The following is a 20374-nucleotide window of genomic DNA, read 5'->3' as shown; positions in this document are numbered from 1 at the left end:
GATGCGGCCGTGGCACGAAGTTTGCACCAACCAAGTAGAATTAAGTGCAGCCTAAACTGGAGACATCGTGCGCATGCGGCGGAAGCTTGACCTGGCCAGCTGGGCCGCCGGCACCGGATATGAGTCGCCCGGGGATCAGCCATGCGCCTGACCCTGCGCCTCAACGGCGACCGCGTGCGCGCTTTCCATGTGGCGCTGGCTGAACGGCTATCGCGGCTGCCCGGCGTGGAGCTTGCCGTAGACGCGCGTCCGGCGCCCGGCGGTGTGCCGCGCAGTGCCGAAGCGCTGTTCCAGCTTGAGACGCTTATCCATCGGCTGCCCGCCAATGGGACGGCAAAGCGTGTGCCACTTTCGACACTGGCCAGCCATGCGAGACCATCCGGGCCGGCCGATCTCACGATCGATCTCGTCGGCGACGTCGAGCCGCAGGGCCGACGGGTCTGGCGCCTGGCCTATGACGGCGTCTGCGGCGAAGAGGCCCTGCTGGCGCTGATCCTTGCCGGCCGCACGCCATTCGTCCGTCTGGAACAGAACGGCGCGACAGTCTCCGAAGGACGGCTCGGCACCGAATATCACGGCATAGCGCTGGCTTCCTTCCAGGACATGCTGGCGCGCACGGCCGGTTTGATCATCGCGGCAGTCAACGGCGCCGCGCGCTCGTCGCTTCCGGTGCTGCCGGAACCGTTGTCGGAGGCGCCGGCCCCAGCCTTACCGTCGGCCACGAAGCTCGGCGTGCGTGCGGCCAAGGCAACTGCGCGCCGCATCGTCCAGCAGATCTACCATCTGTGCTACAACGCCCCGCACTGGCGGGTCGGCTGGCGCAAGACTGGAGGCCGGGACCTCTACGAGTTGCGCGCCCATCCGCAATCGGGCTGGCGCGACTTGGCCGACGACGGCAGCCGCTTCTATGCCGACCCGTTCCCGGTGCTTTATCGCGGCCAGGTGACGCTTTTCGTCGAAGACTATATCCACCGCACCGGCAAGGCGATCCTTTCGGCGGTGGCTTTCGGGCCGAGCGGACCGATGGGCACTCCGAAGCCGGTGCTGGAACTGCCCTATCACCTTTCCTACCCCTTCGTGTTCGAGCGCGACGGCGAGATGTGGATGGTGCCGGAGAGTTCGGCCAACCGGACGGTCGACCTCTACCGCGCCACCGCGTTCCCGGGCAGTTGGGTCAAGGAAGCGACGCTGCTGTCGGATATCGTCGCCAGCGACGCCACGCTCATCGAGCATGGCGGGCGCTGGTGGATGTTCGCCACCGTGCGCGACGGCGGCGGCGCCTTCTCGGACCAACTGCATCTGTGGTCGGGACCAGATTTCCGCGGGCCGTGGACACCGCATCCGAAGAACCCGTTGCTGATCGACATCGCCTCGGCGCGACCGGCGGGCCACATGGTCAGCCGCAACGGCCAGCTCCTGCGCCCGGTTCAGGATTGCCGCAGGAGCTATGGCGCCGCGCTCGGCATCGCGCGCGTCACGCAGCTTGACGAGAGCGGCTTCGAGCAGGTCGTCGAAACGATCCTCAACCCCGGTGCCGGCTGGGCCGGCCGCAAGTTGCACACGCTCAACGAGGCGGGCGGACTGGAATTCATCGACGGTTCGGCAATGGCGCCGCGCTGGAAACGCACACAGATACAGGACCCCATGCCTACGGCCGGTGGAGAAAAGACATGAGCATCGCAGAAGATCGCGAAACGCCTGCCGTGCCGGCCGTTCGGACCGAGGTCGAAGTGGCGATCGTCGGCGCGGGACTCGCCGGAACCGTGCTGGCTCTGTCTCTCGCCAGAGCGGGCCGCAAGGTCGCACTGGTCGACCCGCATCGCATCCACCATGACGAATTCCGGGCCGAGAAAACCCGCGCGGAGCAGATGGGGCTATTCGAGAAGCTCGGGCTCGGCCCGGTTTTCAGGTCGCTCGTCACGCCGATGACGGATCTCCATGTTTTCCGCTTCGGCCATTTGTTCGAGCGCAAGCAGGCCTGGGAATACGCCTTTTCTTACACGCCGCTGGTCAACGGCCTGCGCTCGGCGCTGCCGCCGCAAGTGCCGCTGACGGTAGGCAAGGTCGCCGAAGTCTTTACCGGACCGGACCGGCAGCGCCTGGTGCTCACCGACGGCTCCGTCATCGAAGCCCGGCTCCTGGTGGTAGCCACCGGTTACAGCGAGGCGGTGCGGCGCGCCATCGGCGTCGAGCGCATCGAGGAATCGAAGGCGCATTCGCTGACGATGGGATTCGATTTCGCGATCTCGCCGCAGGAATTCGGCCTGCAGTCCCTCACCTTCTACGGAAGGCGGGTCGCCGACCGCATTGCCTTCCTTACCATCTTCCGGATCGGCGAGCGGGTGCGAGCCAACATGTTCGTCTACCGGACCGTCGCCGATCCGTGGGTGCGGGCATTCCGCGAAAACCCGCAAAAGATGCTGCTGGAACTGATGCCGGAAATTGCCGAGCGATGCGGCAACTTCGCCGTCGCCAGCGAGGTGGAAGTGAGGCAGGTCAGCCTGACGACGACGCAGGGGCACCGCCGCGACGGCGTCGTCTTCATCGGCGATGCGTTCGCCACGACCTGCCCGGCGCAAGGCGACGGCATCCACCGCGTGCTCACCGATGTCGATTGCCTCACGACGCACATCCCGGCCTGGTTCGCAACACCCGGCATGGCGGCCGACAAGATCTGCGCCTTCTACGACGATCCGGTCAAGATCGCCGCCGACGAAAGAGCTATGCGCGCCAGCATCTATGCCAGGCGGATCACCACCGAGACCGGGCTGGAATGGCGCCTGCGCCGCCTGCGCAACAACACCGCGCGGCACCTGATGATTTTCGCCCGCCGGTTTCGGGAGGCGGGAAAACCGAGCGACGCCAGGCCTGGCGTAACAGGGGTTGCTTTCGACCACTCCGACGAGGCAGGTCAGGAATTGCCCGCCGGGCCGCCCTTAGGAACATAAACCCTGAGCGAGCTTACGAATCCGTAAGTCGCGCTTCCTGACGAAGCTGGCTTAGTTTTCACGATGAGCAGTGTCTCCTGCTCGGCGGGACAGCACTCCCGTCGCACGAACGGCCCGCTGCCGCTCTACCGTTTCGGCAGCGGGCTATCGTCAGGCGGCTCGCACAAAGCGAATTAACCTAATTTTTCGTTGCTACCCGGCTCGCGCCTGGGTTGCTTGAGATTGCTCATACCACTCAAGATATTCACGGCTTGAGCTGTGGAGTGCAAACATGAACACTGTGCAGGGCCAGGAAACACCTGCCGTCCAGGCTGGTTCGGCCCAAGTCGACGTGGCGATCGTCGGTGCCGGGCTGGCGGGTACGAGCTTGGCCGCGGTGCTGGGCAAGGCCGGCCGCAAGGTGGCGCTGATCGACCCCCATCTGGTCCATCACGACGAGTTCCGCGCCGAGAAGATCGGCATGAAGCAAATGCAGGCGTTCGAGAAGCTTGGGCTCGGGCCTGCTATCAGGCCTTTGGTCACGCCGGTGACCGGCACCCATGTCTTCCGCCTCGGACAATTTTTCGAGCGCGAACGGAAATGGGAGTTCGGTTTCTCCTACGGTGCGCTGGTCAATGGGATGCGGCAGGCCTTGCCGGCCGAAGTTCCGCTGACTGTGGGCAAGGTTGCCGAGGTCTCGACCGGGCCGGACCGGCAGCGCCTGGTTCTCGCTGACGGCGCCGTGATCGAATCCCGCCTTCTGGTGGTGGCCACCGGCAACGGCGAGACGGTGCGACGCGCCATCGGCATGGAGCGTATCGAGGAATCGAAGGCGCATTCGATGTCGATCGGGTTCGACCTGGCGATTACGCCGCGGGAATGCGCCTATCCGGCGATCATCTGCTATCCTCGGCGGCCGGCCGACCGGGTCGCCTATCTCAGCGTCTTCCCTATCGGCAACCGCATGCGGGCAAACCTGTTCCTCTACCGCACCGTGGCGGAAGAGTGGACGCGAGCGTTCCGCGAAAATCCCCAAGCCGTGCTTTGCGAAATCATGCCGGAAGTGGCCCCGCAATGCGGCAATTTCGGCGTCGTCGGCCCCGTCGAGGTGAGACAGGTAAGCCTGACGACGACCAGGGCGCATCGCCGCGCCGGGGTCGTCGCCATCGGCGATGCGTTCTGGACGACATGCCCGACGCCTGGCGTCGGCATCAACCGCGCGATGACGGATGTCGACCGGCTCGCTTCGACCTATATTCCCGCCTGGCTGGAAACGCCCGGCATGGACGTGGACAAGATCTGTGCCTTCTACGACGATGCCGTGAAGGTCACGACTGACCAAGCCGGGATGCGTTCCAGCATCTACGCCAAGCGGATCACGACAGAAACCGGGCTCGAATGGCGGCTGCGCCGCCTGCGCAACAACACGGCGCGCCAGTTGATGATCCTCGGCCGCAGGATAAGCCGCCGCGCAGAGCTGCCGGCGCCGAGCACAGCCTAAAGCGGAGATCCCGAGCGCGGATAGGCTGGCGGAACAGCACCCCCCTCTGCCCTGCCGGGCGGGGGAGATTGGCTGTGCCGGTCGCATCGCCCTATCTTCAGACTCCAACAGGAATGACGACCATGACCCGCATCCGGGCGATGACGAGGAACGACCTGGCCGACGTGTCGCGGCTGCTCGGGCAATCCTGGCGGCGGACCTATGCGCCGATCATGGGCGACGAGACCGTGGCCAGGCTCTCCGACGAAAGGCACGCCCCGCAAAGGCTCGCCGCTGAGCTCGACGACGAGGACAAGATGTCCTTCGTCGCCGAGCGCGCCGATGGCTCGATTGCCGGCTATGCGATGGCGGCAATGGACGGGAAAGGCGATGTGATGCTGCAGCGGCTCCACATCGAGCCGCAGGCGTTCGGCAGCGGCCTCGCGGTCGACCTTCTGCACGCGGTGCTCGCCGCGCATGCCGGCATTCCGAGCATTGCGCTGGAGGTGATCGAGGGCAATGACCGCGCGATCGCCTTCTACCGCAAGCACGGCTTCGAGGTGGTCGAACGCCGGGAAGCGGCCCACGGCGTCGGCGGCCACGCGTCGCTGATCATGCGCCGCATGCTGCCGATGGCTTAGAGCTTTGTTTTTGCAATTCCAGGCGAAAACCGCTCACACTTTTCCTGGAATTGCCCTAGATCAGGCAGCCGCCCGCATGCGCAACGCCTGCATGACGCTTTCCTCAAACACCCCAGGCGCCCTGCCCGCTTCGGCCAGCTGAGCCGCATCCCAGCTTCGGCTCAGGCTGCCGTCGGCCATCAGCACCGCGCGATTGCAGAGCGTCGGCACGGCCTCCACCACATGGGTCGAGACGAGGGCGGCATGCCGCCCGCTCGCGCAGAGCGCGGTGATCACGCGTTTCACCTCCCAGGCGGCAACCGGGTCGAGGCCGTTCAGCGTCTCGTCGAAGATCAGAAGTGGCGGCCGGCCGAGAAGCGCTGCGACGATCGCGATCTTGGCTCGCGTGCCAAGGGAATATTCGGCGATCGGGCGGTCGATCCAGCGTCCAAGGTCTAGTCGCTCCAGGAGGTCGCCGCCCGGCAGGTCGCCGCTTGGCAGGTCGTTTGGCGCGCAGCCACGGATCGAGGCGACGAGCTCGATATACTGGCGTCCCGAAAGCGGCGCCGGCAGCTCGTGCGGCTCGATGGCGAGGCCGAAGCCGGCTTTGGCGCGTTCCAGCGCGGCGGCGAGGTCGATGCCGTCGATCGCCACGCTGCCGCCGATCAACGGGATCTGGCCGGTGATCGCCCTGGTGAGCGTCGACTTGCCAGAGCCATTGGCACCGAGCAGGCCGACTATATCGCCGCGATGGAGCGAAAGATCGATGCCGCGAACGACAATGCGCCCGCGATAGCCGGCGCTGAGCTCTTCGACGGTGAGGACTTCATCCATTGCGATACCTCTGTCGGGTTCGGTGCCACAGGAAGAATACCAGCGCGGCCAGGCCGATCAGCACGGTCCGGCCATATTCGAAGGTCTCGTAGCCGGCATAGGCGAGCGCGCCGACGAAACTCAGCATGGCAGCGAAGGGCGCATTCAGGAAATAGGCGCCGAACACCGCATAGGCGCCGTTCAGCACCAGCAGCCAAAGGCCGCTCGCGACCGGCACCGACCAGGCCGACGGCTCGGCCGCGAGCGCTGCGCCGGCCGGCAGAAGGAAGAAGGCGAGCGACAATTGCAGCGGCAGTCGCACCAGCCGCAGCCATACGCGGGTAAAGCCGATGGGCGCCGTGCGCAGCACCGGCGAGCCGAGCGGCTGGCAGCGCAGGCTGAGCATGAAAACAAGAATGCCGCCGGCCAGGCCCGCGACCGCCGCCGGCCCAGCCGTGCGGCCGGCCAGGCTGACCCAGGCAGCAAGGATGGTGGCAAGCCCGAGCAGCAAGCTGGCGGCCGCCAGCTTCCAAGACGGCCGTATATGGCCGGCCGGCAGTTTCCAGGCCCAGCTGGAAAGCCAGCTTGGACGCGCCCGGTCGAAGCGGCGCAGCCAGGGCTTTCCGACCGGCGCCGCCTCGCTCGCCGCCGCATCGACGAGAAGGCGTGGCCGCCGCAGGCGCCAAAAGGCTGCCGTGGCGAAGCTCAAGGCAAACAGGATGGCCGCGCCCAAGCCCCAGGCCGGCGCCAACGGCTTTCCGATGACGGCACAGGCGAAGCCGACCGCCGTGGCGATCATCAGCGTGAGTGGAAGGCCAAGCGCGAAGGCTCCCACCGCCGCCATGCGACGGCGCTCCGCCGAAGCGACCGGCAACGCCTTGAGGAAGGGGGCAAACGCGCGAGAAAGGCAAAGCCGCGACATTGCATTGCCCCCCAGGCATCCCAGCGCGGCGAAAGTGATTGGCAGTCCAAGCATCCACAGAAGCTGGTCGTGCCGCAGCTTCGGACCCGCGGCATGCAGGGCGATGACGATATCCGCGATCGCATAGGCCAGAAGTCCACCGCCGCCGAGCGCAATCCAGGCGAGATCGCGGCGCCGCGTTGCGCGCAGGCCGGCGACCAGCTCGCGCCAGAGCAATATCAGGACAAGCCTGCCGTGCCGCATTGGCCGTCACCACAGTGGAATCGCCACCGGCAAGGATGGCGACGATTGCGCCGTCAATAGGGCCAGCGCTGGACGCATTCACGCCCGGCCCTATAATTTAGCCGGATCGAAAATTCGGCGGAGCAAGACGCATGGGTCTCGGCAAACACAAACTCGGCAGCCAGGGGCTCGAAGTCTCTGCCATCGGCCTCGGCTGCATGGGCATGAGCCAGGCCTATGGTCCGGCCGACGAGGCGGAGTCGATCGCGACGATCCACCGGGCGATCGAGCTCGGCTGCACTTTTCTCGACACGGCCGAGATCTACGGCCCCTTCGTCAATGAGGAACTGCTTGGACGCGCGCTGAAAGGCCGGCGAGACCAGGTGGCGATCGCGACGAAATTCGGCTTCCGCATCGTCGACGGCAAGCAGGCCGGCCTCGACAGCCGGCCCGAGCATATACGCGAGGTGGTCGACGCTTCGCTCTCGCGGCTCGCCACGGACCGGATCGACCTCCTTTACCAGCACCGCGTCGACCCCGCCGTGCCGATGGAGGATGTCGCGGGCGCGGTCGGCGAACTGGTAGCCGAGGGCAAGGTGCGCTTCTTCGGCCTGTCGGAAGCGGGCATTGCCAACATCCGCCGCGCGCATGCCGTGCATCCGGTCTCGGCGCTGCAGAGCGAATATTCGCTTTGGGAGCGCAACCTCGAGCCCGAGATCATCCCGGCGCTGGAGGAGCTCGGCATCGGCCTGGTGCCGTTCGCGCCACTCGGACGCGGCTTCCTCGCCGGCGACGTCAAGCGCGCGGAAGACTATCCCGAAGGCGATTTCCGCCGCGGCGATCCACGCTACCAGGGTGAGAATTTCGACCTGAATGTCGCCGCGGCCGCCACGGTGCGCGACATCGCCGCGGCAAAAGGCGTCAAGCCCGGCCAGGTCGCGATCGCCTGGCTGCTCGCCAAAGGCCCGGATTTCGGCATCGACATCGTGCCGATCCCCGGCACCAAGCGCCGGACCTATCTGGAGGAGAACGTCGCGGCGGCGGACATAGCGCTCGACGCCACCGAGATGCTGGGGCTCGACATGGCGCTGACGCCCGACAAGGTGTCGGGGCCGCGATACAACGAACGGACGATGTCGTTGGTGGACCGATAGAAGCTGGCTATCTCCCTCGGGAGGATTGGGCAACGGCCCTACTTCTTCTTGCAGTCCGCCATCGCCTCCATCGCCTTCCTCGCTTCGCCCTCGCTGGCGTATTTCTTCTTGCCGAGGTCGATGACAAGCGTGCCGTCGGGCTTCTTGGGCACGATCTCGCATTGCTTCGACACGGCGTCCCTGGCGACCCAGTATTGCTCGGCTGCCATGACAGGCAGGCTCATGATGCCGGTGGCGAGGATTGCGACGGAGATGGTGCGAACCATTGCGGACCTCCATGGCTCTGGTTGGAACGCAACGCAAACAGCCGGATGCCGATTGGGCGACGCCCGACACGCTGCCTTTTGGAGAACGCCTTGTCCGCCACTGTGTTCCGGCGGCTCAGGCGCGCGAATGCGGATCGATGCTGTAAGGATGCACCGGATGATCCGGTCCGATCGCCTCGCTGAGGCGCACCATCCAGGCATCGACCGCGGGATAGTCGGCGAGCGAGAAACCGCAGTCCTCGGCGCGGTGGCTGTAGGCGTAGACGGCGATGTCGGCGATGGTGAGCGCATTGCCGACCAGGAATTGCGTGTTGGCCAGGCTGCGCTCCAGCGCACCCAGCGCGCGCACGCCCGCCTCGCGCTTGCCGGCAACCATCGCCTGGCTGCGCTCCAGCCGACCGGTCAGCGTCCAGTAGCGCAACGAGCCGATGACGGGCTCGACATGGTACTGCTCGAAGAACAGCCACTGCATCACCTTGGCGCGGGCAAAGCGATCCGACGGAAGGTAGGGCGTGCCCTCGGCAAGATAGGTCAGGATCGCGTTCGACTCGGCGATCGCCTCGCCGTTTTCCAGTCCGAGCACGGGCACAGCGCCTGCCGGGTTGAGCTTCAGGAAGGCCTCCGTGTGGCTCTCGCCCTCGAAGATCGAGACGATACGGGTTTCGTAGGCGATGCCGAGCAGGCCGAGCAGGACGCGAATCTTCCAGGCATTTTGCGACGGGAGATAATCATAGAGCGTGAGCATGGCGGTCCTCCATTGGTGGGACCGGCTTCGCATGCAGAACGAAGAGCGCCACCCGATTCAGGCACTGCTGATCTCCACCCCAAGAGGGAGATCAGCGACGTTGGTGCCTCACCGCCTCGCAATATCCTTCGCCACCGCCTGCGCCTCCATGCCGATCTCGCGCAGCAGGCCGGTGACCGGGTTGTAGAAGCCGACAAGATAGACACCGAGCTCCGTCGCGCGGGCATTCACGCCGCTCTTGTCCGGCCTAAGCTCCGCCGGCAGGAGGGCGTCGTAGCCTGGACGGTAGCCGGTGGCGAAAATCGCCGCGTCGAACTTCTTCTCCACCCCGTCGGCAAATTTCACGCCGTCCCGGGTGAAGCCTGCAATGTCCGGCGCAATGCTGATCCGACCCTGCTTGATCGCCGCCACCGTGCCGACATCGATCACCGGGATGCGGCCGGCATCGATCCCTTGCAGGATGCCCTGCTTCGGCCGCACGATCCCGTATCGCTCCAGCCGCCCCAGCGCCAGATCGAGGATCTTGGGAAACATCCAGTCGTTCAGCGCCTGCGGCATCAGCCGGCTGGCGATGCCCACCATCTGGATCGGTACGCCGAACAGCTGGCGCGGCACGATGTGGACGCCCTTGCGCACCGAGATGGTCGGGTGGGCGCCGCTCTCCGCAAGATCGAGCGCGATCTCCGCGCCCGTGTTGCCCATGCCGACGACCAGCACGTTTTTGCCGACATAGGGTGCTGCCTCTGTATAGGCGGCGCTGTGCAGCACTTTGCCCCCGAAAGCTTCGAGTTCGGGGAAGCTCGGCATGACCGGTTGGGCGTTGTTGCCGGTGGCGACAACAATTTTGCGGGCATTGAACAGCCCGGTATCGGTCTGGACCAGCAGCCGATCGCCTTCGCGGCGGATGGATTTCACTGTTATGCCGAAGTGCGGCTCGAGGCCGAACCGCTCGGCATAAGCCTCGAGATAGGCCACGACCTTCTCGCGCGGCACATAACGCGGATGGCTCCTCGGAAACCGCACGAAGGGTAGCGACGAGAGCGATTTCACCGTGTGCAGGTGCAGCCGCCGGTAATGCCGGCGCCAGGACGGCGCAACCTCATCGGCCCTTTCAAGGATGATGAAATCCTGCCCAGCCTTTTTGAGGCAGGCGGCAACGGCGAGCCCGGCAGGGCCGGCGCCGACGATGACGACATTGGTATCCAAAGGCCTCTCCTCCCGCCCAAGCGGCAAAAGCTAAGACGGGAGGTGTGTGGCGACAAGTAGGGAGAAGCACCTAGAGGTGGCGCTCTACTCCACGGCCGGCGTCTCGGGCTCGTCCTCGGGAGGTTCGAGGATTTCGATCAGTTTCGCCACGCGGGCGCCGGGCATGGCGTGGCCTTCATTGACGAGCGCCTCGTCGGCGCCGATCCAGGCGAAGGCCTCGCGCAATTCCTCGAGGCTGGCGCCGGTGAGCGCGATGTCGGCGATGACGGCCTCATCGACCGGTCCAAGCACGGAAATGATCTCATTGCGGGTCATCTTGTCCTCCCCCATGGGTCGAGACGATTGCCCAAGGAAACGATTGACCGGTGAAGCGGGTTCCGAAAATCCGCGGGCCGGCTTCTTCCAAACGAGGCCCAATGCTATGGCTCGCCCATGAAGCCCGCCCTTCTCCTCGCTGCCCTGCTCCTGTCCACGCCGGCACTTGCCGATTGGAAGCCCATCGAGAAGGTCGAGACTTATGCCGTCTCAGGCGAAAGCGCGGAGCAGCTCTACCTCTCGATCGGCGAGAAGGGACCGGTGGTCGGCACGGATTCGGCCGGCAACGCACGGCGCGTCATCGCGCATACTTTCTTCAAGCTGACTTGGCAGCGCGACTACCAGCCGCAAGGCGATGCCTGCGTGCTGAAGACGGCGCGGCCGAAGCTCACCATCACCTACACGCTGCCCAAGCCGGCGGGAAAGCTGGCGCCCGCCTTGCAGGCGCGCTGGGACACATTCGCCGCCGGGCTGATCGCGCATGAGAAGGTGCATGGCGCCGGCATCGTCGACATGGTGGACAAGATCGTCGCCTTCAGCACCGGCCTGACCGCTCAGAACGATCCCGGCTGCAAGAAGGTCCGGGCGGAGCTGACATCCTATCTCGACCAGCTCTCCAAGGCGCAGCACCAGGGCAGCCGCGATTTCGACAAGATAGAGTTCGGCCGAGACGGCAACATGCTGAAGCTGATCGCGGCGTTTCTGGGCGGAGGCTGAGAACGAAGGCAAGAGCGGCAGCGACCGCCCTGGTTCCTGCGCTATGTAGGAAAGTAATGCGCGCGTCCTGGACGGATAGCGGCCAATCCCGTTGGCGCTCTGAATCGGCAGGAGTCGGCTTTTCCCGGACACGCTGAAATCTATTGCATTAACGATGTCTAATATCCATCGGCGGTCGTTTGAAGATGAATCGGCGGTCCTTCGGCAACTGGCTGGATCCACTTCGCTTCAGCGCAGCCCCGCTCAACTGTCTTCAACGACGAAAGTAAGCAAGGCGCGCCGGCGCTTTACAGGCGAATGTGGTAGCGCTACCGTTTCACAGTCGCGTGACCCGGGGGAGCTGGGGCAAATGTCGCCGACGCCAGTGGTGGGTGCTTGCCGGCATCCGTTTCAGCCACACCTTGATTGGAACGGCTCCCGGCGGGATTCGCAGGGACCATCGGGAGGAGTTCGATGGCGTCTGTCGCGATTGGAGATGTCTACAAATCGTTCGGGGCCACCCAGATCCTGCACGGCGTCAGCGTCGATATAGACGACGGTGAGTTCGTCACGCTGGTGGGACCCTCGGGCTGCGGAAAATCAACGCTTCTCCGGATGATTGCAGGCCTGGAAAAAATCTCGCGGGGCCATATCTCGATCGGCAGCCGTATCGTCAACGACGTTGCGCCGAAGGAGCGCGACGTCGCCATGGTCTTCCAGAATTACGCGCTCTACCCGCATATGACGGTTGCCGAGAACATGGCGTTCTCGCTCATGCTCAAGGGTGTCCCGAAGGCTGAAAGCGATGCCGGGGTGAAGCGGGCGGCCGAAATCCTCGGGCTGGTGCCGCTTCTGTCGCGCTATCCCCGCCAGCTTTCGGGCGGCCAGCGCCAGCGCGTCGCGATGGGCCGGGCAATCGTGCGCAATCCGCAGGTGTTCCTGTTCGACGAGCCGCTCAGCAATCTCGACGCCAAGCTGAGGGTCCAGATGCGGGCCGAAATCAAGGAACTGCACCAGCGGCTGAAGACCACGACGGTCTATGTCACCCACGACCAGATCGAGGCCATGACCATGGCGGACAAGATCGTGGTCATGCATGACGGCCTCGTCGAGCAGATCGGGCCGCCGCTCGAGCTTTACGACCGGCCGAACAATCTGTTCGTGGCAAGCTTTATCGGCTCGCCCGCCATGAACCTGCTCAAGGGCGCATTCGCCAATGATGGCCCACCGTCTTTCCGGGGCGCGGGAGGCATTTCCGTGCCTTTGCGGAAGCCTCCCTCCATCGGCAACGGCGAAGCCATGGTGCTCGGAGTACGGCCCGAGCATCTGCGGCTGGCCGACGACGGCATTCCGGTCAAGGTGGCGGTGATCGAGCCGACCGGGTCGGAAGTGCAGATCATCGGCCGGACGGCCGGCGGGGAGGACATCGTCGCCAATTTCCGCGAGCGCCATTCCTTCGCGCCGGGAGAAACCATTCGGCTGTCGGTCGACCCTGGCCCGATCCACCTGTTCCACGGCGAAACCGGCAAGCGAATCGAGACGGCGCGATAAAAACCAGGCAACGACAGAGCAACAGGAGGAAACGAGTATGAAGTTCACCAGACGCGATGTAATCCGCACCACCGCAGCCGCGGCGGCCGGAGCCCTGGGCAGCCGCTTCGTCGGCTCGAGCGCTTTCGCCCAGGAAGGCCTGACCTACAAGCCCGAGGAAGGTGCCAAGCTCAGGCTGCTGCGCTGGTCGCCCTTCGTGCAGGGCGACGAGGACCAGTGGCTGAAGAATACCAAGCGGTTCACCGAGGCGACGGGCGTGGAGGTGCGCGTCGACAAGGAAAGCTGGGAAGACATCCGTCCCAAGGCGGCGGTCGCCGCCAATGTCGGCTCCGGCCCCGACCTGATGTTCGTCTGGTTCGACGACCCGCACCAGTATCCCGACAAGCTGCTCGATGTGACGGAACTGGGTGATCATCTCGGCAAGAAGTATGGCGGCTGGTACGACGGCCCGAAACAATATGCGACGCGCGAGGGCAAGTTCATCGGCTTGCCGCTGGCCACCATCGGCAACGCCATTGTCTACCGCGAAAGCTGGGTCAAGGAGGCAGGCTTCTCCGAATTCCCCAAGGACACGGCCGGTTTCCTGGAGCTTTGCAAGGCGTTGAAGGCGAAAGGCCATCCCGCCGGCTTCACCCATGGCCACGGCGTTGGCGACGGCAACAATTACGCGCATTGGCTGCTGTGGAGCCACGGCGGCCAGATGGTCGACGAAGCCGGCAAGGTGACGATCAACAGTCCGGAGACGCTCAAGGCGATCCAGTATGCGCAGGAGCTCTACAAGACCTTCATCCCCGGCACCGAAAGCTGGCTCGACGTCAACAACAACCGCGCATTCCTGGCCGGGGAAGTGAGCGTGATCGCCAACGGCATCTCAGTCTACAACACAGCAAAGGTCAACAAGGACAAGGACCCGAAGCTGGCCGAGATCGCTAAGGACATCCGCACGACCAACATGCCGATCGGTCCGGTCGGGAAATCGGTCGAGCTTTTCCAGGTGACCACGGCTGTCATCTTCAACTACACGCCCTACCCCAATGCCGCCAAAGCCTATCTGCAGTTCATGTTCGAGGACCCGCAAATGTCCGACTGGATCACTTCGTCGGCGGGCTATTGCTGCCAGACGCTGAAAGCCTTCGACAATAACCCGGTTTGGAAAGCCGACCCTAACAATGCGGCCTACGCGAAAGCCTCGGCGACGCTGCGCCCCAACGGCTATGCCGGGCCGCTCGGCTATGCATCCGCCGCGACAATGGCCGATTACGTGCTGGTGGACATGTTCGCCAAGGCGGTGACGGGCCAGGCGACGCCGCAGGAAGCGATGGAAGAGGCCGAAAAACGCGCCAACCGCTATTACCGCGTCTGATCCTGGCGTAGCTGAAGCAGGATGACCGCGCTTTGCGGGCTTACGCAAGCCGAGCGCGGTCAGCCACAGTTCCACCCGCATAGCAAGGAGCCCGCGCCATGGCCGTGCCGTCCGTTGCCGTTCAGTCGCGCCCGTCGATCCTGTCGCGGCTCGCCGAGAGCAGGAACGCTCTCGGCTTCGGCTTCATGCTGCCGGCGGCGGCGCTGCTCCTGGTCTTTCTCACCTATCCGCTCGGGCTCGGCGTCTGGCTCGGCTTCACCGACGCACGCATCGGCCGACCGGGCATCTTCATCGGCGTCGAGAACTACGAATATCTGTGGAGCGACAGCGTCTTCTGGCTCTCGGTGTTCAACACGCTGCTCTACACGGTCAGCGCTTCGATCCTAAAATTCGTGCTCGGCCTCTGGCTGGCTCTCATCCTCAACGAGAAGCTGCCCTTCAAGTCGTTCTTCCGCGCCGTCGTGCTGCTGCCCTGGGTCGTACCGACGGTGCTGTCGGCCATTGCCTTCTGGTGGATCTACGACTCGCAGTTTTCGATCCTGTCCTGGGCGTTGCAGCAGATGGGCCTGATCGACCACCGCATCAATTTTCTCGGTGACCCGACCAATGCGCGCGCCTCGGTCATCGCGGCCAATGTGTGGCGCGGCATTCCCTTCGTCGCCATCACGCTGCTTGCCGGACTGCAGACCATTCCGCAATCGCTCTACGAGGCCGCTACGCTCGACGGCGCCAGCCGCTGGCAGCTGTTCCGCTACGTGACCCTACCGTTGCTGACGCCGATCATAGCCATCACGATGACGTTTTCGGTGCTGTTCACCTTCACCGATTTCCAGCTGATCTATGTGCTGACCCGCGGCGGGCCGGTGAACGCCACGCATCTGATGGCGACATTGTCTTTCCAGCGCGGTATTGCGGGGGGCCAACTGGGCGAAGGCGCGGCAATCGCCGTCGCCATGATTCCTTTCCTGCTGGCTGCGATCCTGTTCAGCTATTTCGGGCTGCAACGGCGCAGATGGCAGCAAGGCGGCGGAGACTGACATGGCCGCGATCAAGGAAGTCGAGCGCCTGGAGACCGACGAAGGCGGCATGGGTTACCTGCAAAGCCTTCCGCGGCGGGTGGTGACGGTCTATCTGCCGCTGCTGGTGTTCCTGATCGTGCTCCTGTTTCCGTTCTACTGGATGACGATCACGGCGATTAAGCCCAATCTCGAGATGACCGACTATGTGAACTACAATCCGCTCTGGGTCGTGCATCCGACGCTGGAGCACATTCGCTATTTGCTCTTCGAGACCTCCTATCCAGGTTGGCTGCTCAACACGATCATCATTTCGACCGCCGCAACTTTCCTGTCGCTGGCGGCTGCCGTGCTTGCCGCCTATGCGATCGAGCGGCTGAGGTTTTCGGGCGCGCGGCAGGTTGGCCTCGCCGTCTTCCTCGCCTATCTCGTGCCGCCCTCTATCCTGTTCATCCCGCTGTCGGTGATGGTGTTCAACCTCGGTCTTTACGACACGCCGTTCGCGCTGATCCTCACCTATCCGACCTTCCTCATCCCGTTCTGCACCTGGCTTCTGATGGGCTACTTCCGCTCGATCCCCTTCGAGTTGGAGGAATGCGCGCTCATCGATGGCGCGAGCCGCTGGCAGATCCTCACCAAGATCGTGCTGCCGCTGTCGGTGCCCGGCCTGATCTCGGCCGGCATCTTCGCCTTCACCTTGTCCTGGAATGAGTTCATCTATGCGCTGACCTTCATCCAGTCTTCGGAGAAGAAGACGGTGCCGGTAGGCGTGCTCACCGAACTCGTTCGCTCCGACGTCTATGAATGGGGCGCGCTCATGGCCGGCGCGCTGATCGGCTCGCTGCCGGTGGTGGTGCTCTATTCCTTCTTCGTCGAGCACTATGTTTCATCGATGACGGGCGCGGTGAAGGAATAGAAGCGCACCAGCGCCAGCTTCGCCGTGTCGGGCATGGTGCGGACGCGACGGGAGTTCCGCGTTAAGCCGCCCGCCAGATAGGCGCCATCGATGGCATCGCCCGACGCCAGACCATCGGCACACCGAAAGTATCGGAGTGTTTCGACGCGTGGCGTCATAACCCGACTTTGCCGCCATCGTGAACCGGACCCGGCGATCGAATTCAGCAAAATATCAGCAGCCGTTCAGGACAAATAAGCTCGCTCGCGGCAATGCTTGCGCTTCGATGACTGCGACGCGCACCTGGAGGTTGCTCATGAACATCAACGCTGACGCGCCGTTCCCTCCCGCCCGGCTGGCGCGAGAGGAATTGCTTCGTTTCCTCTCGACCGGTTTCGCCGGCCCGTGCTTCGGCGAGACCAACGAGATGCTGAACTATCTCGAAAAGGCGGCATCCAGCGAGACATCGGCTGATCCGACCTCCGAACGCCCCTGGCCGCGGCTGAACCTTCGCGGCTTCGTCTCACGCCTGCACCTGTTTCCGGCTTGACCTCAGCCGCATTTGCCGTTCCCATAAACGGCGCGCAATGAGGCGCGGCGATGAGGCAGCGGGTTGGCGCTACGGATCGGCGGCGCGGTTCTGGATCTTGACCGGGGTACGCTCCGGCGCGACGGCGAGATCGTGCCGGTCCGGCCAAAAACTTTCGAGTTGCTCGCCTTCCTGACGCGCAACCCGGGCCGGGTGCTGAGCAAGGGCGAATTGCTACAGGCGATCTGGCCGGACATCATCGTCTCAGAGGACTCGCTCACCCAGTCAATCCGTGATGCGCGCAAATCGATCGGCGACGAGGCGCAGGCGCTGATCCGCACCGTGCCGCGCCGCGGTTACCTGTTCCAGCCCCCCGACAGCCAGGCAGCGTCGCCTCCCGCTACCGAAGCGGCAGTGCCCGGGCGGAGCCGATGGTAGCCATCCTCCCATTCCAGGTCGATCCGGCCGACAGCGCCACCAAGGCGTTGTTCGACGGCGCGGTTGAGGAAATCACCAACGCGCTTTCCTATTTCAAAACCGTCGCCGTGCTGGCGCGTCATTCGGCCTTCGCGCTGGCCCAGCATTCAAGTGATGACATCAGGGCGACCGCCGAGCGCCTGGGGGCCGACTATGTCGCCGAGGGCAGTGTCGAGGCCGCCGATGGCGAGTACAGCGCGCGCGTCGTGCTCACCGAGTCGGCGTCCGGCCGGCGCGTCTGGGCCCAGAACTTCACTTTTGCCAGAGGCGAGATCTTTGCCTTCCAGACGATAGTCGCGCAGCGGGTCGTAACGGCCCTGGTTGCCAATATCGAAAGCGCGGTAATGCGGCGCGGGCTGCCCGCGCCCGCCGCCAATGTCGAAGCCTATCTGCATTTCCTGCGCGGGAAGGAGCTACTGCGCAGCTATGGCGAACGGGTCAACCAGGAGGCGCGCGCGCATTTCCTGAAAGCCATCGAGCTCGATCCTCGTTCTGGCCTGGCGCACGCTTATCTGGCGCTGGCCGAGGTGATCATCGGCGGTTATGCCGATGCCTCGCGCGCCGTGCTCGACCAGGCGCGCGACCGGGCGCTGCATGCGATCGCTCTTAGCCCCGACGAGGCGCGGTGCCACCGCATACTGGCGCTGATACTTCTCTATCGCGGCCGTGACGAATACGATGCCGCCGAGAAGCATTTCGCCCGCGCGCTGGATCTCAATCCGTACGACGCGGACACACTCGCCCAGACTGGCTTTTTCCGAGCGCTGCGTGGCGATGGCGAGGCCGGATTGGCCCTGCTCGACAAGGCCGTCCAGCTCAATCCCATGCACCCGACCTGGTACTACTACGACCGGGGCGAAGCCCTGCTGATCCTCAGCCGCTACCGCGAAGCGGCTGCATCCTTCTCGTGCCTCCCTCGCAAAAGCGCCTGGCAATGGGCGAGACTGGCAACATGCTATGCCTTGGCCGGGGACGCCCGGAAGGCGTCGGCCTGCGTCCGTGAAGGACGCGCCCTGGAGCCCGACCTCACCATCGCGCAAATCATCAGCGAAATGCGCATGGAGCGTTCCGAGGACCGCGAGAGAATACGCGGGGGACTTGAGCTGACAGGCTGGGACGCGAACCGCCCGCCGCTCGCTAAAAACTGATCTCCACCGCATCCGCGCTCCGCTTCGCCTCGCCGTGGAACACTGCCTCGATGTTGTTGCCGTCAGGGTCGAGCAGGAAGCAGGCGTAGTAGCCGGGATGGTAGCGCCGTTCGCCCGGCGCGCCATTGTCCTTGCCGCCGGCGGCGAGCCCGGCGTGGTAGAAGGCGTCGACCCCGGCGCGGTCCTTGGCCTGGAAGGCGAGATGGTGACGGCCGGTGAGCACGCCTTGGGCGGAACGGCTGTCGGGGCTCGAGACGAACAGCTCATCGGCCCAGAAATGGTCCTCAGCGCCACCGCCGATCGGGATTCCCAGCACTTCGAACAGAGCGCCGTAGAAACGCCTACTGGCCTCGATGTCGTGCACCACCAGGTGAAGGTGATCGATGAGCCGGCCGCGATAGAGTTCCATGGGGACGCTTCCTGGTTGAGAGGGTCAAATCTAGATGGGACTGGCGTTCGGTCAATGACGGATACTGCCGGCTGCTGACAGTTTCAGCCACTCGCGGGACGGCGCCCGGGACAACAAAATCGGTCCCTCAAAAAAATCCGGATAAAAAATGCAACCAGATTGTAGGATCGGCTTCCGCCCCGGCGTCCTTCGGACGCAAACGGCCCGGTGGACTGGAAAAACCGTGCCGCATCAAACAGGATGCCTTTCGGCATGGGAGCAGAACCATGAACCATTCCTATCGTTGGGTCATCGTCGCGGCCGGCGCGCTGATGACCTGCGTGGCGCTCGGCGCCATGTTTTCGCTGGCGATCTTTCTGGAGCCGATGTCGCTCGACACGAATTGGTCGCGCACCGGCATTTCCAGCGCCATGACCTTGAATTTCCTGGTGATGGGTCTGGGCGGCTTCGCCTGGGGCGCGATCTATGACCGGGTCGGCGCCAGGCCCGTGGTGCTTGCCGGCGCGGTGCTGCTCGGCCTGTCGCTGGTGGTGGCGAGCCGGGCCACCTCGCTCATCGTCTTCCAACTGAGCTACGGCGTCATCGTCGGGCTGGCGGCCAGCGCCTTCTTCGCACCGATGATCGCGCTCACCACCGCCTGGTTCGACACCAACCGCAGCCTCGCCGTCTCGCTGGTCTCGGCCGGCATGGGCGTCGCGCCGATGACCATCTCGCCCTTCGCCCGCTGGCTGATCACCGCCTATGACTGGCGCACCGCCATGTTCGATATCGGCGTCATGGCCTGGGTGCTGCTTTTGCCCGCCGTCTTGCTGGTGCGCCAGCCGCCGGCGGCGGCCGCGGCGAGCGACGGGACGCCGGCGCCCGTCATCGATGATCCCGGCATGAGCGTCGGCCAAGCGCTGCGCTCGCCGCAATTCATCGTGCTCGGCCTCACCTTCTTTGCCTGCTGCGCGGCGCATTCGGGCCCGATCTTCCACATGGTGAGCTATGCCATGTCCTGCGGCGTCGCGCCGATGGCAGCCGTGTCGATCTACAGCGTCGAGGGGCTGGCCGGCCTTGGCGGGCGCGTGCTCTATGGCGTGCTCGGCGACCGGCTTGGCGTGAAGCCGGTGCTGGTCACCGGGCTCGCCATCCAGGGGCTGGTGATCGCCGCTTACCTCACCGTCGGCCAGCTCGAGCAGTTCTATCTTCTGGCCGTCATCTTCGGCGCCACTTATGGCGGCGTGATGCCGCTTTACGCGGTGCTGGCGCGGGAATATTTCGGTCTGCGCATCATCGGCACCATCCTCGGCGCGGCCACGATGCTCTCAAGCCTCGGCATGTCGCTCGGCCCGCTTGCCGGCGGCATGATCTACGACGCCACCGCCAGCTACCACTGGCTGTTCATCGGCTCGGCGCTGATCGGGCTGGGCGCCGCCGGCATCGCAATCGCCTTCCCGCCGCAGCCAAGCCGGCAGAAGCTGCAGATGGCTTGAGAACTGCTGATGTGATCTCCCCCTTGTGGGCATATGCGCTAAGATAGCTTTGGCATGGCTTGAAACTTGCGCTTTCGTGGTGGCTCGCGCCAACGATGTCGCAAGGCATGGAGATTCTGGCGCAGGGTTGCCAAGGGCGGCTGAG

Annotated in this window: 21 protein-coding genes; 14 read left to right on the top strand and 7 right to left on the bottom strand. The window is 64.6% G+C overall.

Annotated features, from left to right (window positions below; translation table 11 throughout):
- Positions 1-141: 141 nt before the first annotated feature.
- The 4 genes from O7A05_RS28105 to O7A05_RS28090 all read left to right on the top strand — a co-directional run bounded on the left by O7A05_RS28105 (position 142) and on the right by O7A05_RS28090 (position 5048).
- Entirely contained in the window at positions 142-1674 is a 1533-nt protein-coding gene (locus O7A05_RS28105) for a glucosamine inositolphosphorylceramide transferase family protein (RefSeq protein WP_337096331.1), read from the top strand.
- Positions 1671-2948: an FAD-dependent oxidoreductase gene (locus tag O7A05_RS28100; protein WP_337096330.1), complete on the top strand. Its 1278-nt coding sequence runs from the start codon at positions 1671-1673 to the stop codon at positions 2946-2948. The genes O7A05_RS28105 and O7A05_RS28100 overlap by 4 nt, the downstream gene beginning before the upstream one ends.
- Before the next feature lie 271 nt (positions 2949-3219).
- Positions 3220-4428, top strand: a complete 1209-nt coding sequence (locus tag O7A05_RS28095; RefSeq protein ID WP_337096329.1) for an FAD-dependent oxidoreductase — start codon at positions 3220-3222, stop codon at positions 4426-4428.
- 122 nt (positions 4429-4550) lie between these two features.
- On the top strand, positions 4551-5048 hold the full coding sequence (locus O7A05_RS28090; protein WP_337096328.1) for a GNAT family N-acetyltransferase: 498 nt from the start codon (positions 4551-4553) through the stop codon (positions 5046-5048).
- A gap of 60 nt (positions 5049-5108) precedes the next feature.
- Here O7A05_RS28090 and O7A05_RS28085 read toward each other — a convergent pair whose 3' ends face one another.
- Both O7A05_RS28085 and O7A05_RS28080 read right to left on the bottom strand, forming a co-directional pair.
- A complete protein-coding gene (locus tag O7A05_RS28085; RefSeq protein ID WP_337096327.1) occupies positions 5109-5861 on the bottom strand; it encodes an ABC transporter ATP-binding protein in 753 nt (250 codons plus the stop codon).
- A complete protein-coding gene (locus O7A05_RS28080; RefSeq protein ID WP_337096326.1) occupies positions 5854-7005 on the bottom strand; it encodes a hypothetical protein in 1152 nt (383 codons plus the stop codon). The genes O7A05_RS28085 and O7A05_RS28080 overlap by 8 nt, the downstream gene beginning before the upstream one ends.
- A 131-nt stretch (positions 7006-7136) precedes the next feature.
- Between O7A05_RS28080 and O7A05_RS28075 the strand changes: the two genes are divergently transcribed.
- Complete coding sequence (locus tag O7A05_RS28075) at positions 7137-8138, top strand: aldo/keto reductase (RefSeq protein ID WP_337096325.1); 1002 nt, start codon at positions 7137-7139, stop codon at positions 8136-8138.
- 38 nt (positions 8139-8176) lie between these two features.
- On the opposite strand, the gene O7A05_RS28070 is transcribed toward O7A05_RS28075, so the two are convergent.
- From O7A05_RS28070 to O7A05_RS28055, 4 genes are all read right to left on the bottom strand, one after another.
- The gene (locus O7A05_RS28070; protein ID WP_337096324.1) at positions 8177-8404 is read right to left on the bottom strand and encodes a hypothetical protein; all 228 of its coding nucleotides are present in this window, start codon (positions 8402-8404) and stop codon (positions 8177-8179) included.
- A 115-nt stretch (positions 8405-8519) separates the two neighbouring features.
- Entirely contained in the window at positions 8520-9149 is a 630-nt protein-coding gene (locus O7A05_RS28065; RefSeq protein WP_337096322.1) for a glutathione S-transferase family protein, read from the bottom strand.
- A 108-nt stretch (positions 9150-9257) separates the two neighbouring features.
- Positions 9258-10355, bottom strand: coding sequence for a flavin-containing monooxygenase (locus O7A05_RS28060; protein WP_337096321.1), 1098 nt, complete (start codon positions 10353-10355; stop codon positions 9258-9260).
- Positions 10356-10439: 84 nt separating this feature from the next.
- A complete protein-coding gene (locus O7A05_RS28055) occupies positions 10440-10670 on the bottom strand; it encodes a hypothetical protein (RefSeq protein ID WP_224584411.1) in 231 nt (76 codons plus the stop codon).
- Positions 10671-10787: 117 nt separating this feature from the next.
- On the opposite strand from O7A05_RS28055, the gene O7A05_RS28050 reads away from it, so the two are divergent.
- The 8 genes from O7A05_RS28050 to O7A05_RS28015 all read left to right on the top strand — a co-directional run bounded on the left by O7A05_RS28050 (position 10788) and on the right by O7A05_RS28015 (position 18345).
- Entirely contained in the window at positions 10788-11387 is a 600-nt protein-coding gene (locus O7A05_RS28050) for a DUF922 domain-containing Zn-dependent protease (protein ID WP_337096319.1), read from the top strand.
- Between the two features lie 453 nt (positions 11388-11840).
- On the top strand, positions 11841-12917 hold the full coding sequence (locus O7A05_RS28045) for an ABC transporter ATP-binding protein (protein ID WP_224548948.1): 1077 nt from the start codon (positions 11841-11843) through the stop codon (positions 12915-12917).
- A 37-nt stretch (positions 12918-12954) separates the two neighbouring features.
- On the top strand, positions 12955-14280 hold the full coding sequence (locus tag O7A05_RS28040; RefSeq protein ID WP_337096317.1) for an ABC transporter substrate-binding protein: 1326 nt from the start codon (positions 12955-12957) through the stop codon (positions 14278-14280).
- 185 nt (positions 14281-14465) lie between these two features.
- A complete protein-coding gene (locus O7A05_RS28035) occupies positions 14466-15317 on the top strand; it encodes a carbohydrate ABC transporter permease (RefSeq protein ID WP_415927068.1) in 852 nt (283 codons plus the stop codon).
- 1 nt (position 15318) lies between these two features.
- Positions 15319-16212, top strand: a complete 894-nt coding sequence (locus O7A05_RS28030) for a carbohydrate ABC transporter permease (protein WP_224529496.1) — start codon at positions 15319-15321, stop codon at positions 16210-16212.
- Positions 16213-16507: 295 nt separating this feature from the next.
- Positions 16508-16741 (top strand): hypothetical protein, encoded by a 234-nt coding sequence (locus O7A05_RS28025; RefSeq protein ID WP_337096313.1) that lies wholly within the window; start codon positions 16508-16510, stop codon positions 16739-16741.
- A gap of 63 nt (positions 16742-16804) precedes the next feature.
- Positions 16805-17158 carry a winged helix-turn-helix domain-containing protein gene (locus tag O7A05_RS28020; RefSeq protein ID WP_337096312.1) on the top strand — a complete coding sequence of 118 codons (354 nt, stop codon included), beginning with the start codon at positions 16805-16807 and terminating at the stop codon, positions 17156-17158.
- Positions 17152-18345 (top strand): transcriptional regulator, encoded by a 1194-nt coding sequence (locus O7A05_RS28015; RefSeq protein ID WP_337096311.1) that lies wholly within the window; start codon positions 17152-17154, stop codon positions 18343-18345. The genes O7A05_RS28020 and O7A05_RS28015 overlap by 7 nt, the downstream gene beginning before the upstream one ends.
- Here O7A05_RS28015 and O7A05_RS28010 read toward each other — a convergent pair.
- A complete protein-coding gene (locus O7A05_RS28010; RefSeq protein WP_337096309.1) occupies positions 18335-18754 on the bottom strand; it encodes a VOC family protein in 420 nt (139 codons plus the stop codon). The two genes, O7A05_RS28015 and O7A05_RS28010, sit on opposite strands and share 11 nt — an antisense overlap.
- A gap of 266 nt (positions 18755-19020) precedes the next feature.
- Between O7A05_RS28010 and O7A05_RS28005 the strand changes: the two genes are divergently transcribed.
- Positions 19021-20229: an MFS transporter gene (locus O7A05_RS28005; RefSeq protein WP_337096308.1), complete on the top strand. Its 1209-nt coding sequence runs from the start codon at positions 19021-19023 to the stop codon at positions 20227-20229.
- The last annotated feature ends 145 nt before the right edge of the window (positions 20230-20374 follow it).

This window comes from Mesorhizobium argentiipisi (SeqCode) (assembly GCF_037179585.1).
Taxonomy (GTDB): Bacteria; Pseudomonadota; Alphaproteobacteria; order Rhizobiales; family Rhizobiaceae; genus Mesorhizobium; species Mesorhizobium argentiipisi.
Note: the sequence above shows the minus strand (reverse complement) of the source record. Positions and strands in the feature narration are given on the sequence as shown.

What these genes read in the sequence shown, in the direction of transcription:
- O7A05_RS28090 (WP_337096328.1), top strand. Translation starts at nt 4,551, where the DNA reads ATGACCCGCATCCGGGCGATGACGAGGAACGACCTGGCCGACGTGTCG.
- O7A05_RS28085 (WP_337096327.1), bottom strand. Translation starts at nt 5,861, where the DNA reads ATGGATGAAGTCCTCACCGTCGAAGAGCTCAGCGCCGGCTATCGCGGG.
- O7A05_RS28055 (WP_224584411.1), bottom strand. Translation starts at nt 10,670, where the DNA reads ATGACCCGCAATGAGATCATTTCCGTGCTTGGACCGGTCGATGAGGCC.
- O7A05_RS28080 (WP_337096326.1), bottom strand. Translation starts at nt 7,005, where the DNA reads ATGCGGCACGGCAGGCTTGTCCTGATATTGCTCTGGCGCGAGCTGGTC.
- O7A05_RS28070 (WP_337096324.1), bottom strand. Translation starts at nt 8,404, where the DNA reads ATGGTTCGCACCATCTCCGTCGCAATCCTCGCCACCGGCATCATGAGC.
- O7A05_RS28095 (WP_337096329.1), top strand. Translation starts at nt 3,220, where the DNA reads ATGAACACTGTGCAGGGCCAGGAAACACCTGCCGTCCAGGCTGGTTCG.
- O7A05_RS28005 (WP_337096308.1), top strand. Translation starts at nt 19,021, where the DNA reads ATGAACCATTCCTATCGTTGGGTCATCGTCGCGGCCGGCGCGCTGATG.
- O7A05_RS28075 (WP_337096325.1), top strand. Translation starts at nt 7,137, where the DNA reads ATGGGTCTCGGCAAACACAAACTCGGCAGCCAGGGGCTCGAAGTCTCT.
- O7A05_RS28045 (WP_224548948.1), top strand. Translation starts at nt 11,841, where the DNA reads ATGGCGTCTGTCGCGATTGGAGATGTCTACAAATCGTTCGGGGCCACC.
- O7A05_RS28100 (WP_337096330.1), top strand. Translation starts at nt 1,671, where the DNA reads ATGAGCATCGCAGAAGATCGCGAAACGCCTGCCGTGCCGGCCGTTCGG.
- O7A05_RS28035 (WP_415927068.1), top strand. Translation starts at nt 14,466, where the DNA reads ATGCTGCCGGCGGCGGCGCTGCTCCTGGTCTTTCTCACCTATCCGCTC.
- O7A05_RS28040 (WP_337096317.1), top strand. Translation starts at nt 12,955, where the DNA reads ATGAAGTTCACCAGACGCGATGTAATCCGCACCACCGCAGCCGCGGCG.
- O7A05_RS28065 (WP_337096322.1), bottom strand. Translation starts at nt 9,149, where the DNA reads ATGCTCACGCTCTATGATTATCTCCCGTCGCAAAATGCCTGGAAGATT.
- O7A05_RS28105 (WP_337096331.1), top strand. Translation starts at nt 142, where the DNA reads ATGCGCCTGACCCTGCGCCTCAACGGCGACCGCGTGCGCGCTTTCCAT.
- O7A05_RS28015 (WP_337096311.1), top strand. Translation starts at nt 17,152, where the DNA reads ATGGTAGCCATCCTCCCATTCCAGGTCGATCCGGCCGACAGCGCCACC.
- O7A05_RS28010 (WP_337096309.1), bottom strand. Translation starts at nt 18,754, where the DNA reads ATGGAACTCTATCGCGGCCGGCTCATCGATCACCTTCACCTGGTGGTG.
- O7A05_RS28050 (WP_337096319.1), top strand. Translation starts at nt 10,788, where the DNA reads ATGAAGCCCGCCCTTCTCCTCGCTGCCCTGCTCCTGTCCACGCCGGCA.
- O7A05_RS28025 (WP_337096313.1), top strand. Translation starts at nt 16,508, where the DNA reads ATGAACATCAACGCTGACGCGCCGTTCCCTCCCGCCCGGCTGGCGCGA.
- O7A05_RS28030 (WP_224529496.1), top strand. Translation starts at nt 15,319, where the DNA reads ATGGCCGCGATCAAGGAAGTCGAGCGCCTGGAGACCGACGAAGGCGGC.